General features: G+C 26.3%; 14 protein-coding genes and 1 riboswitch. Of the genes, 8 read left to right on the forward strand and 6 right to left on the reverse strand.

Annotated features, from left to right (window positions below; genetic code table 11):
• The first annotated feature begins 125 nt into the window (after positions 1–125).
• Positions 126–929, forward strand: coding sequence for a flagellin (locus tag EJL03_RS01245; protein WP_125152149.1), 804 nt, complete (start codon positions 126–128; stop codon positions 927–929).
• Positions 930–969: 40 nt separating this feature from the next.
• On the opposite strand, the gene EJL03_RS01250 is transcribed toward EJL03_RS01245, so the two are convergent.
• On the reverse strand, positions 970–1,203 hold the full coding sequence (locus EJL03_RS01250; protein WP_125152150.1) for a helix-turn-helix domain-containing protein: 234 nt from the start codon (positions 1,201–1,203) through the stop codon (positions 970–972).
• Between the two features lie 384 nt (positions 1,204–1,587).
• Between EJL03_RS01250 and EJL03_RS01255 the strand changes: the two genes are divergently transcribed.
• The 3 genes from EJL03_RS01255 to EJL03_RS01265 all read left to right on the forward strand — a co-directional run bounded on the left by EJL03_RS01255 (position 1,588) and on the right by EJL03_RS01265 (position 7,666).
• The gene (locus EJL03_RS01255; RefSeq protein ID WP_125152151.1) at positions 1,588–3,582 is read left to right on the forward strand and encodes a methyl-accepting chemotaxis protein; all 1,995 of its coding nucleotides are present in this window, start codon (positions 1,588–1,590) and stop codon (positions 3,580–3,582) included.
• Positions 3,583–3,751: 169 nt separating this feature from the next.
• The gene (locus EJL03_RS01260; RefSeq protein WP_125152152.1) at positions 3,752–6,355 is read left to right on the forward strand and encodes a sensor domain-containing protein; all 2,604 of its coding nucleotides are present in this window, start codon (positions 3,752–3,754) and stop codon (positions 6,353–6,355) included.
• A 291-nt stretch (positions 6,356–6,646) separates the two neighbouring features.
• On the forward strand, positions 6,647–7,666 hold the full coding sequence (locus EJL03_RS01265) for a LacI family DNA-binding transcriptional regulator (RefSeq protein WP_125152153.1): 1,020 nt from the start codon (positions 6,647–6,649) through the stop codon (positions 7,664–7,666).
• A gap of 436 nt (positions 7,667–8,102) precedes the next feature.
• On the opposite strand, the gene EJL03_RS01270 is transcribed toward EJL03_RS01265, so the two are convergent.
• From EJL03_RS01270 to EJL03_RS01280, 4 genes are all read right to left on the reverse strand, one after another.
• Entirely contained in the window at positions 8,103–8,984 is an 882-nt protein-coding gene (locus EJL03_RS01270; protein WP_125152154.1) for a 4Fe-4S binding protein, read from the reverse strand.
• Entirely contained in the window at positions 8,977–9,111 is a 135-nt protein-coding gene (locus tag EJL03_RS16745; protein WP_279222042.1) for a CD1871A family CXXC motif-containing protein, read from the reverse strand. The genes EJL03_RS01270 and EJL03_RS16745 overlap by 8 nt, the downstream gene beginning before the upstream one ends.
• Before the next feature lie 8 nt (positions 9,112–9,119).
• Positions 9,120–9,656 carry a TlpA family protein disulfide reductase gene (locus EJL03_RS01275; RefSeq protein ID WP_125152155.1) on the reverse strand — a complete coding sequence of 179 codons (537 nt, stop codon included), beginning with the start codon at positions 9,654–9,656 and terminating at the stop codon, positions 9,120–9,122.
• Positions 9,657–9,781: 125 nt separating this feature from the next.
• Positions 9,782–10,456, reverse strand: coding sequence for a response regulator transcription factor (locus tag EJL03_RS01280; RefSeq protein ID WP_125152156.1), 675 nt, complete (start codon positions 10,454–10,456; stop codon positions 9,782–9,784).
• A gap of 137 nt (positions 10,457–10,593) precedes the next feature.
• Here EJL03_RS01280 and EJL03_RS01285 point away from each other — a divergent pair, with 137 nt between their 5' ends.
• Positions 10,594–10,782, forward strand: a complete 189-nt coding sequence (locus tag EJL03_RS01285) for a DUF896 domain-containing protein (RefSeq protein WP_125152157.1) — start codon at positions 10,594–10,596, stop codon at positions 10,780–10,782.
• 97 nt (positions 10,783–10,879) lie between these two features.
• Entirely contained in the window at positions 10,880–11,215 is a 336-nt protein-coding gene (locus tag EJL03_RS01290) for a hypothetical protein (RefSeq protein ID WP_125152158.1), read from the forward strand.
• 45 nt (positions 11,216–11,260) lie between these two features.
• On the opposite strand, the gene greA is transcribed toward EJL03_RS01290, so the two are convergent.
• Positions 11,261–11,728: a transcription elongation factor GreA gene (gene greA / locus EJL03_RS01295; RefSeq protein ID WP_125152159.1), complete on the reverse strand. Its 468-nt coding sequence runs from the start codon at positions 11,726–11,728 to the stop codon at positions 11,261–11,263.
• Between the two features lie 257 nt (positions 11,729–11,985).
• Positions 11,986–12,088: riboswitch (THF riboswitch) on the forward strand.
• 194 nt (positions 12,089–12,282) lie between these two features.
• Here greA and EJL03_RS01300 point away from each other — a divergent pair.
• Both EJL03_RS01300 and EJL03_RS15900 read left to right on the forward strand, forming a co-directional pair.
• Complete coding sequence (locus EJL03_RS01300; RefSeq protein WP_243108587.1) at positions 12,283–12,798, forward strand: folate family ECF transporter S component; 516 nt, start codon at positions 12,283–12,285, stop codon at positions 12,796–12,798.
• A 175-nt stretch (positions 12,799–12,973) separates the two neighbouring features.
• Positions 12,974–13,111 (forward strand): hypothetical protein, encoded by a 138-nt coding sequence (locus EJL03_RS15900; RefSeq protein ID WP_164508968.1) that lies wholly within the window; start codon positions 12,974–12,976, stop codon positions 13,109–13,111.
• The last annotated feature ends 37 nt before the right edge of the window (positions 13,112–13,148 follow it).

Here is a 13,148-nt window from a genome sequence, read left to right on the forward strand (position 1 = left end):
TAATAAACTATAAACATAATTTTGTAAAGGGAATTTTATAAAGAATAACTAAAATTTTGTATATTAATAAATATTATTATAAAAGTCACGATAATAAAGTAAAGATTTTTATAGGTGGTGATGGTGTGCTCATAAGCAATACTACAATGTTTTTTTCATGTAGTAGAATAGGAAAAGCTAAAAACTTAAAAGAAAATATGGTTGAAAAAGTTTCTTCTGGTATGAGAATAAATAAAGCAGCAGATGATGCAGCGGGGATTTCTATAAGCGAGAGTTTTAAAGCACAGGTAAGGGGACTATCTCAAGCAGAAAGAAATATTCAAGATGGTATTTCTCTTCTTCAAGTTAGTGATGGGGCCTTACAGGATGTCCAAAAGCATCTTCAAAGGATGAAGGAATTGGCAGTTCATGCTTCTAATGGAACACTGACAGATGAAGATAGAAAATGCATTGATGAAGAATTTTTACAAATAAAAAATAGTATTGATAGTATAGCAGAAAATACAGAATTTAATGGAATAAAGTTATTAAAGGAGAATAAGAGTATTAAAATACAGATTAGTGATAAACCTTTTACATATTATGATTTAAATCTTGATAAGCTTGATATAGAGGCTTTAAATATAAAAGATAGCAATTTAAGTAATAAAACTTATGCTGAAGATTCATTACAGAAAATAGATAGGTCTATTTTAAAGCTTAATGATTCCTTAAATAGCATTGGAGCATCTACAAACGAACTTAAACATGCTTTAACTAATACAACAAACTCTAATATAAATTTATCGTCCTCTTTGTCTAGAATAAAAGATGCAGATATGGCATCATCCGTAATGAACATGGTAAAAAGTGATGTTATAACCCAATATAGTGAGTTTATGTATTCCGTATCCAAACAGGATATTGAATCAGTGAAAAAATTTATATAAATTATAGTATGGATAGCTAATCAAAGCTATCCATACTACATTAGTTACTTTTTATAACTAGATCTTCAACTTCCGTAATAAACTCACTAGGCTTTAAATTTAAATTCCTACTTATTTGAAATATAACATTTAAAGTAGGTTTTCTTTTACCTCTTTCTAATAAACTTATATAAGTTCTATCTAAATTACATCTATGAGCTAATTCTTCTTGTGAAAGCTGAAGAGATTTTCTTTGAGTTTTTAGCACGATCGAAATAGCTTGTTCTAGATTCATAAAATTCATCCCCCCATACTATCATTTTTTTAGTAGTTTAATTTTTAGTCTACGGACTATAGTCTACAAAAATTAAGCAGAATATGTTATAATTAGTCTAAAATTCAATTTAAGTATTATTTTACATTGGAAAATTCAACAATATAGGACAAATTATTATCATAACATATTTATATCTAGAATTTATGTAAAATTTAGAAGGTAGTATGGATAAAAATAGAATATATTAAAATAAAATATTATTTATATTTAACATGCAATCTAAAAGAATAGAAAAAACTTCATATAAATTTTTAAAAAATATGTGATAATTTTGATGATTTTATGAAGGCTATTTCTTTAGATTTTTATATAGATATATTATAGAAAGTGGGTGTTTAATAAATGAAAAGTATAAAAGGAAAGCTAGTGTTATATTTTAGTATACTATTAGTAGTAATATGTAGTAGCTTAGGTATTATAGCTTATAAAGTATCATCATATATATTGATAAAGCAGTTAGATACTTCTTTAGTGGATATGTCCAAACAAGCAGTGAAGATAACTGAAAGTAGATTAAAAGATGAACTAAATACTTTAGAAGCTGTAGCAGATAGAGAAACAATAAAAAGTTCAAAGGATACTTGGGAAAGTAAAAAAGGTATTTTACAAAAAGAGGTTAGACGAAATAATAATTTGATTATGGCTATAGTAGATAAACAGGGAAATGCTTTATATACTGATGGAAACAAAGCAAATATAAGTGATAGAGAGTTTTTTAAAAAAGCGATTAATGGGGAAAGAGCGGTATCAGATCCTATAGTAAGCAAGCTTGACAGTAGCATAGTAATAGTTTATGCAGTACCTATTAAAAACAATAATGAAATTGTTGGAGTACTACTTAATATAAAAGATGGAAATGACCTTAGCAATATAGTAAGAGATATAACCTATGGAGAGTCAGGTAAGAGTAGCTTAATAAACAAAGAGGGAACAATAATTGCAGATGAAAATGAAAAGCTAGTATTAAACGGATTTAATGCCATAAAAGAAGCAGAAAAAAATAAAAGTTTAAATAATCTTGCACAAATAGAAAAAGAAATGATAAAAGGAAGTTCTGGTACTGGTAAATGTGAATATAATGGACTTAATAGTTATGTAGCATACTCACCTATAAAATCTACAGGATGGTCTATATTAGTGTATGCGTCTCAAGACGAGATATTAAAGGGAGTAAATAATTTAGTAAAATATATTATTATTATTTCTTTCATATTTATTTTGTTGGGAGTATTGGTAGTGTACATAATTGGAAAGATGTTTTCAGAACCTTTAATAAAAGCTATTAATCATTTAGATATAATAGCTAATGGTGATTATACTGTAGAGATTTCCCTTAAATCTTTAAAATATAAAGATGAGATAGGAAAGTTATATAGATCTATAAATATAATGCAATATAATATGAAGAAAGTACTTTATTCAGTAAAGGATACTTCTAATATATTAGAAAAGGAATCTGAAGGGTTAAGTGCAGTGTCAGAAGAAATGGCTTCTTCTGCGGATAATGTATCCCAAGCAATACAGGATGTGGCTATGGGAACAGGAAGTCAGGCTCAAGATTTAGTAAAAGTTACTTCTATAGTAGATGAGTTTGGAAAGGCCATAGACAATATAATACTATCTATAGAAGAAATAAGGGACAATTCTAAGAATATAGAAAATATAGCTAGTACAAGTAATGGTGATATGGAAAATTTAATTAATACTGCTAAGGATATAAAGAATGCATTTAAAGAGTTTGCGCCTCAAATAAAAAAACTTGGGCAAAGAGTTATAGAAATTAATGATATAACAGCTCTTATAAACAATATTGCGGATCAAACAAATCTTTTAGCATTAAATGCAGCAATAGAAGCTGCAAGGGCAGGAGAAGCAGGAAAGGGCTTTGCAGTAGTGGCAGATGAAATAAGGAAACTTGCTGAACAAAGTAAAGTTTCTTCAGAAAATATAAATAATTTAATATTAAATATAGCTAAAGAGACGGAAGATATGATTAAATCTACAGATGTTATGAGTAATAATTTAGAAGAATCTGTTACCATAATAGATAATTCAATAGTATCATTTGAAAGTATAGTTCATTCTATAGATGATGTAATCCCTAAAATAGAGAGTGTGTCAAATTTAACTAAAACTATAAATCAAGAGAAAAACTCTATAATAGAAAAAGTAGAATCTGTTTCTTCTATATCAGAAGAAGTTTCAGCATCTGCGCAAGAAATTGCAGCCTCCTCAGAAGAAATGACTGCTTCAACCCAAGAAGTAGCCAAATCTGCGGTGAATTTAAATGAAATTACTAAACAACTTATAGACCATGTTAATAAATTTAAACTTTAATAGAAAACTCTACAGAAATGTAGAGTTTTTATTATTATTAATAATTATGGAATTGTAGTTAATAAAATGGTAAAATTTAAATAGATAAATAAAATAACTTAAAATATTACATTATATAGAAAAAAACATACAATAAATGCAGCATATTTGATTTAAGGGGAGAAATATATTGAAAAATATAAAATTTTATAGAAATATACGAAAATATATATTATTTCAAATAGTAATAATGATTTTAATACTGATAGTTTTTCAAATTATATATTTTAAATATAACATAAACGAAGGAAAGAATAAGCTTACAATAGTAGGACAAGATGTACGAAGTAAAATAGAAAAGAATATTAATCTTAATATATCTTCATTTAAGGGATTTGTTTATAATTTTGATATGGAAAATGATGTAGATAAAATTAAGTTTGGTAATCTTGCAGAGGAATATTTGACAAATTTTAGTAATATAATGTGTGTTACCTACGAAAATAAAAAAAATATAACTCACATGTTTTTTACAAAAAAATATAAGGATACAGATATAGTGTCTTCAATAAAAAATGATAATAAAAGAAAATTAAGTTTTAATTTAAAAGTGAAAGACAAATTAATATTTGTACGAGGACCTTTTAATTTAAATGGAATATCAGATGAAAGGAAGTTTTTAGAAGTAACTTATCCTAGATTTTCAAATGAAGAAATTAATGATATTTTTGCCTGCATAATAGATTTAAATAGTTTTTTTAATACATTAATACCTAAGGAGATATCAGATATTTATAATATATCTATATCTGATGGCAGGTATAATTTTTATGGAAATAGTTTACATCATAATGAAGTTTTTAGTAAAAAAATAAAAGCAAATAAGGATTGGTGGTATCTAACTTTATCTAGTAAGACTAATTATAAATTGAAGATTTTTAAAGAGATTTTTGTAATAACAATTTGTTTTATTTTTATAGTATTAATTTTATTATATATAGAAAAAAAGATAATCAATAAAAATAGAATTATACGTGAACTAACTATTTTAAGCAAAAAATTAAAAATGGAAATATTAACAAGAAAGTCTGTGGAGGAAAAACTTAAAAAAAGTGAAGAAAGATATAAATTGGCTGTAGATGGTGCAAATGATGTAATATGGGAATGGAATATAGAGAATAGGAAATTGTTTATTTCGGACAAGTGGAAAAATATAAGTGGATATACTGATAATGAGTATATCAATATAAAAAAATTATTAAAAGATGTTGTCTGTTTAGAAGACAGAGGTAGAATGCTTAAAGACTTACGAAATTATATTAATGGTAAAAGCGCTTTTTATAGGAGTGAATTTAGAATTAAAACAAAAAATGGTTCGTATAAATGGATTTATAATAGAGGAAAGATGTTAAAAGATTCTACTGGAAAGATTATAAGAATGTCAGGATCTATAACAGATATTACAAAAAGAAAAAGAATAGAAGAAAAGATAAAGTATTTAGCATGGCATGACCAACTGACGGATATACCTAATAAAAGATATTTTATAGATGTAGTTTCTAAACTAATACAAAGTAACAAAGAAGATAATTTTTATGCAGCGGTGCTATTTTTAGATTTAGACAATTTTAAAAAAGTTAATGATATTTTAGGTCATTATTTTGGAGATGAACTTTTAAAAAAGGTGGCTAAAATATTAGAAAATTGTATAGGAACGAAGCAAAATATAGCCAGAGTAGGTGGGGATGAATTTTTAATATTTTTACCCTGTAGCAGTGACTATAGTAGTATATTGGAAATGTGTTTAAAAATAATAAATGCATTCAGTAAACCTATAAAAGTTGAAAATAAATTCGTACATATCTCTACTAGTATAGGAATAAGCGTATTTCCACAGGATGGAGATAATATTAATGTTTTATTAAGAAATTCTGATGTTGCTATGTACAAAGCTAAAAAAATAGGAAAAAATACTTATTGTTTTTTTAACAAAGAAATGGACAGAGAGATTAAAAGAAAGTGCCAAATTGAAAAGGAATTAAGAAATGCTTTACAAAATAATGAATTTGAAATATATTATCAACCTGAAATAAATGCTAACACTGAGGAAATAGTTGGGTTTGAAGCTTTATTAAGATGGGAAAATAAAGAGATAGGTCAGGTTTCACCTATGGAGTTTATACCTATTTTAGAGGACATGGGTCTAATTGTAGATATTGGGGAATGGGTTATAAAGAATGTTTTTATTCAAAATAAAAATTGGACAGACGCAGGGTTTAAATTTGATTTTATTGCTATAAATTTATCAGTTATCCAACTTCAAAGCTATAGTTTTAAACAAAGGATGGAAAATCTTATAAGGGATACAAAGGTTGAACCTAAAAAAATTCAATTTGAAATAACAGAAACAGTATTAATGAGTTATTTATCTGAGAATATTAAGCTTTTAAATCATTTTAGAAAGTTAGGATTACAAATTTCATTAGATGACTTTGGTACTGGATATTCTTCTTTTAAATATTTAAAGGATTTACCTGTAAATACTTTAAAAATTGATAAATGTTTTATAGACAATATTAATACAATAAACAGTGATAAAACAATTACTGAGGGCATAATTAAATTGGCACATAATATAAATATTGATGTGGTGGCAGAAGGTGTGGAGACACAAGAGCAATTTAATATTTTAAAAAGTATTTATTGTGATAAAATTCAGGGGAATTACTATAGTAAACCATTACCAGCAAAAGATATTGAAAAAAAATTTTATTGTAAGATTATTAAAAATTAATTTATAAGTAAAAAAGCAATAACTACGCTAGAATTTTTATTTATTAGAACTCATAGAATATTGCTTTTTTATATAAATTTATATGTTAGCATATAAAAATTCTTATTTACTATTTAAAAATTATATAATATAGTAAATAAATTTTAATTATTTATGTGTTTTTAATAAGGGGTGTAAACGATAATGTTAATTAAATATTAGTCTGATGAAATATATAGATGTATATAGTTATAGTTTATAATTATTGTAAAAATATTTCACAGCACTTCTCAATGTAAGGAGGAAATGTAAATGGCTATAACTATAAATGACATTGCCAAAAAGGCAGGAGTATCATTAGCTACAGTATCTAGAGTTTTAAATAAGTCTGGATATGTTAAAAAAGAAACAAAAGAAAGAATTTTAAAAGTAATAGAAGAATTAAATTATTCACCTAGTGCCATAGCTAGAAGCCTATCTAAAAATAAAACCAATACTATAGGGGTTATAGTTCCTCAGATTAATAATCCTTTTTTTGCTGAAATTATAAAAGGGGTAAGTAAAATAGCAGATGAGCATGACTTGAATATAATATTATGTGACACTGATGATAGTTTAAATAAGGAAATGAAAGCATTAAGGCTTTTAAAAGAACAAAGGATACAAGGAATATTAATAACCCCTACGTCTGTTGAAGATGAGTTTAATAGTGAATATTTAAATATAATTGAGAGCTTTGGTATTCCTATCATATTAATAGATGGACATGTAAAATGTTCTACTTTTAGTGGAGTGTTTGTTAATAACATTAAAGCTGCTTATGAATCTGTAAGTACGTTTATAAAGGCTGGGCATAAAAAAATAGGTATTATTACAGGGCGTATGAATTCAAAACCTGCACAAGATAGACTAATAGGTTATAAAAAGGCTCTTAAAATGAACCATTTACCCTTTAATGAAAACTATGTTTTTTATGGTGATTATCAACAAGACACAGCATATAAAATAACAAAAGGCATTATAAATATGGAAGACAAGCCTACAGCTATGTTACTTTGTAGTAATATGACCACCCTTGGATGTTTGAAAGCTTTTTTTGAGTGCAATATAAAAATACCAAAGGATATGGCTATTATTGGATTTGATAGAATAGATGTATTGGAGATAGTTGGCTTGAATATTAGCTATGTAGATGGGCCTACAATAGATATGGGGAAACTAGCTATGAAAATGCTAATAGATAATATTAAAAACAACAATAAAGAAGTAAAAAGAGTAACACTTATGCCAGAGCTTGTGCTAAAGGGATCGGAGGTTTACTATAACAGATAAAGTGTGAAGACATTCACATTTTTGTATGTTATATGTAACCGCTTTCCTATTTTAAATCTTTCATTATCTTAATTTTAAGTAGATGATAAAATCACATTTTAAAACTAAAAGCTAGATTTTTAGCAGATACATTTAAAATAATATGACTGTACTAGGAGGGCTACTTTAAAACTTTAAGTGAGTTTTAAATGCCGAGAGTTTTTGGTTAAGATGCAGAAGTTATATCTACCGTTCTAGAAGAAATAACGTCTAATAACAATGAATTTTTGTGTTTATAATATGGAAACTGGAATTTTAAAGCTTTCATTAAATAATAAAGATATTATAAAAACTTTTGCTGTGCCTAAGGAGAAGTTTATAAAGCTTTATATTATTAATAAAAAAACTTAATTATAATATAAGCTTTATAGTGAATAAATTAGTAGGAGTAATAGGTTTATTTATGAATAACCTTTTTTATAAAATTTGTTTTTAAGTTATATTTTTTAGATGATAAGGAAGTGCTTATAGCTTTTTCAGGGCAAGAGTCAATACATTGGCCACATCGAATACATTCCAAATTATTTGGAGTCTTATAAACTTCTATATTTAGTTTGCAGATTTTGCTACAAGCATTACACTTAGTGCACTTAAATTTATCAATTTTAAATTTATATATACTTATGGGATTAAATAGTGAATATATGGCACCTAAAGGGCAAATGAACCTGCAAAATGGTCTAAAAATAATTAATGATAAAAATAATAAAATTATAAGTATAGTAAATTTTAGTTTAAATAAAAGTCCTACAGCAGTACGTAAAGAAGCATTGATAAAAGTTAACGGCACGGCTCCTTCTAATGTTCCAGCGGGACAAATATATTTACAAAAAGTTGGGCTTCCCATGCCTATACTATTTGTCCAAAACATAGGAAAAATTATAACAAATACAAGGAGTATCAAATATTTTATATACTTAAGGGGATTAAATTTTTTATTTAGTTTAATTTTGTTAAAAGGAATTTTATATATAATTTCTTGGATTAAGCCAAAAGGACATAAGAACCCGCAAATAGCCCTACCTAAAAGTAACCCCATAAGCATTAAAAAACCTACAATATAATAAGAAAATTTGTATTTTAAATCACCTATTATTGCTTGTAAAGAACCTATGGGGCATGATCCAAATGCACCAGGACAAGAATAACAATTTAAACCAGGCACACAAATTTTTTTGAAATCTCCTTTATAAATAGTACCATTTATAAAACCTTTTAGGTAACCGTTATAAGATATAGTAGACAATATCTGAACAAATTTACGTTTACATTTACCCAATACCTATACACTCCAAACATATATTAGTTGCTTTTATAAATACTCTATCTATTTCACCACGGTATATTCCTAATCCGATAAAAATTATACTAATTACAAAAAACAGATTTGTGATTTTTTTATTCATAAGATCACCTATTGTATTTCCATTAAAGTCTTTTTAATTATATTTTTATATTCCTCTTTTGATTTAGAACCTATAATTATTTCTCCAACCCTTTGCCCCTTATTATTTATAAAAATAGATACAGGGGTTTCACTTGTTCTACTTACAAATTCTTTTATAAATTCTTCATTTGGAATCATGTTAATAAAATTAATTTTCTCATGGTTCAATATTTTTATTGCTGTTATCTCGTTACTTAATCCGTCTCCGACAACACCTATAATTTGAAAGTTTTGTGATTTTAATTCGTTATTTAATTCTTCAAGATATGGAAGCTCATCTATACATGGTTTACACCCTGTCCCCCATATATTTACCATTGTAAGATTTTTACCTTTGAAGATGTCCTTTGTAATATATCCATCTTTAGTGTCCTTACATTTAAATTCTGGCATAGTTTTTAATGTGTCAAAGGTTTCTCGAGAATTAGTCTTACTTTGAGAATTGCAACCAATAAAAGTTAGACTTATAATAAGAAAAACAAATAAAACAAAATTTTTTTTCATAATAAGTACCTCCAATAATTTACACGAATGATTTATTTAACTACATTTTATACATAATATAGTTTGTAAACCATTTATTTGACTTACAATACTGGAGGTATATCTTACAATTTCGTAATATTATTTTATGGAATTATATATCCCTGACCTTTTTTTGTTTTAATAAAGTTTTTTAAATTAACGTCATCTAGTTTTTTTCTAAGTCTATTTATATTTACTGTTAAAGTATTATCATCTACAAAGCTTTCATCTTCCCAAAGACTACGCATAATTTTATCTCTACTTACAATAGAACCATTATTTTTCATAAGAATATAAACTATTTTATACTCATTTTTTGTAAGTTCAATTTTTATATCCTTATATATTAAATTATTATCTTTTAAATTTAATACTACTCCTTTATGTTGTATAATGTTAGAATCTACATTTGAATATGAGTATGTTCTTCTTAAAAGGGCATTAACTTTTGCCATTAAAACGTCTAAAGAAAAAGGTTTTTGAATAAAGTCATCTCCACCCATATTTACTGACATAATTATATCCATGTTGGTGTTCCTAGAGGAAATAAATATGATGGGAACCTTTGAGACCTCTCTTATTTTGTTACACCAATAAAAACCATCAAATGAAGGGAGATTTACATCCATTAGTACTAAATGAGGTTGATATTTTACAAAAGAGTCAAATGTTTTATTGAAATCTTCTATATACATTCCATCATAACCCCATTTTTTTATATTTTCTAAGATAATTTCTCTAATTTTAAAATCATCTTCTACAATCATTATTTTAAACATAAAAATCCTCCCTTTATTTAAAGTATATTATATTATATACTTTAATGTTTTTTTATAATCCTGTAAAGTTTTTAATTGAGAGGAAATTAATATTATGTTATAATGTGAAAATATTTTCATATTTTAAGGAGGATTTTATGAATATAGAAGAGTTACTAAAAAGAATAAATTTTCTTTATAAAAAAAGTAAAGAACAAGGGTTAACAGATGAAGAAAAAGAGGAGAAAGAAATATTAAGAGAGAAATATCTACAAAATTTTAGAAATAATTTTAGAAATCAGTTAGAGTCTTTAGGGAGATCCTCTAATAAAAAAAGAAAAAATTAAAGGATATACATATTTTAAATTGGGTAAATAACTATATTATGGTATAATAGAAGTGAAATGGAGTTATTAGTTTTAATAATTAGTTGGGGGGACACTAATGGGAGAAGATAAGATAGTATTAGATAAGGAGATTTTAACAAAAATACAATCCAGGGCAACAGCAATAAAACTTATATCAAATGATAAACAAATTATTAAAGAAGCCAGTGAAATTTTGAGTATAATAGAAGAACAGTTTAAAGTAAATTCTGTTAGTCTATTAGAAAGAATAAATCAAAAAATGAAAGAAACTAAATTATCTAACCCAGAATTAAATGCTAATTTATATATACTTTATAGAAAACTATCAGATAATAAGATTTCTGAAGAAGATGCAGCAGTCTTGTATGATCTTTATGTATCTTCGGAGCCATTTGATAAAAAAATATATTAATAATTCTACTAAATAGGACTAGTATCCTAGTCCTATTTAGTAGAATTATATGATTTCTATAACTTCTACGTCATAGTCTCCATCTGGAGAAGTAACGGTAACTTTGTTTCCAATTTCAAGTTTATATAAAGCCTTTCCTAAAGGAGAGTCAATGCTAATCTTCATATTTTTTGCATCAGCTTCAATTGAACTTACTAATGTAACCTCTTCAGTTTCATCTACATCATAGAATTTAACTAATGCAGTCTTATTTAAATCAAATATAGTTTTAGAGTCGGAGCTTTCTACTACTATAGAATTTTTCAGCTGAGCTTCAAGATCTAAAATTTTAGTTTCATTAAGAGATTGATCATCTTTTGCAGCACTATAGTCTGCATTTTCACTTAAATCTCCTTGGGCCCTGGCAGCTTTAAGGGCAGCTTTAATTTCTACTCTTTTTACAGTCTTTAAAAATTCTAGTTCGTCTTCTAATTTCTTTTTTGCAGATTCTGTTAAGATAACTTTATTAGACATTTATATTCACCATCCTAAATTTAATATAAATTATGTATATAATAGAAAACATCTTAAATAATTGTACCACTAAAATAATGTTACTATCAAGTATAGAAGTGAATAGCATCATTATAGATAAAAAATGATAAAAAAGTAGTAGTTTTATGCTTTAGTCTGATAAAATTTTGTTTTATGACAATTTTCAGAATATCCAATAAAATCCCTTGTAATTTTGTATCATTTTGTTATATAATAGAATAGAAATGAATTTGCTGGTTAGAGTAGGTGGTTGCGCGTAAAGTGCTAGTTGAACGGGAAGTTGTCACTAGACGAAAAAATCTAAAAGATTTTGCGATGCAATTACCGCATTCCGCTAACAATGCCACTTCTCTATAGGCAAAATCAAAGAATATTAAATATTCTTAAAATTATCCTATGACTAGTATTTCTAATACAGCCACTTAAAGGTGGCAGCAAAGAGTTACTACGTCTCTGGATAACGATTTCTAGGTTTTAAAGGATAAGAAATTTCCTTAAAACTGAGAATTTTGTTTATGAGAGGAGGTGGCCAAGTGAAAGATACTAAAAAAATGGTGATTGTAAGTTTATTAATAGCATTACAAGTTGTGCTAACGAGATTTTTAGGAATAGAAACCCCAATTGTTAGAATAAGTTTTGGGTTTCTTCCATTATCCATTTGTGCGGCTATATTTGGACCTGTGGTTGGAGCAATAGCAGCAGTAGCAGCAGATATAATTGGTATGTTAGTATTTCCTAAAGGGGCATATTTTCCGGGATTTACTTTAAGTGCTGCTTTGTCAGGGTTTATCTATGGATTTTTTCTTCATAGAAAACCTAAGTCTTTATTAAGTATTATTTTAGCTGCAGTTTGTGTAACTTTATTTGTTAATCTAGGCCTTAATACTTTATGGTTATCTATGATAACTAAAAATGCTGTTTACGCAGTTATTTTGCCTAGAATAGTTAAAAATTTAGTTGAATTGCCAATAAGAATATCCATGATATATATATCATGGAGAGCAATAGGAATGTATTTCAACAAAAATTTTACAAATATTTCAATGTGATGATATTTTAATAAGTTAATAACACTCCTTTGTTAATAATAAAAAAGGTAGGATATGTATTTTATATCCTACCTTTTGTCATTTTAATTTATTTAAAAGTTTTTAGAATAAAAGTTATTCTATTAGGTAAACTAATAATGAAGTTATAAATTAGATAATTAGGAAGTGGAAAAATATGAAATCCTATAAAGGAGAAAAACATAAAAAATGTGATAAAAAAAGACATGACGGTATAAAGCCAGAAGATAGATATAAAGGTGAAAAGAAAAACTCCCCAATGTATGAGGATTTTAAAGGGAATCCTATAGAGTAAATTGAGTTTTCCATATCTGCTGAAGTGAAATTTATTT

The sequence above is a fragment of the Clostridium rectalis genome, assembly GCF_900626095.1.
Classification (GTDB): Bacteria; Bacillota; Clostridia; order Clostridiales; family Clostridiaceae; genus Clostridium_AS; species Clostridium_AS rectalis.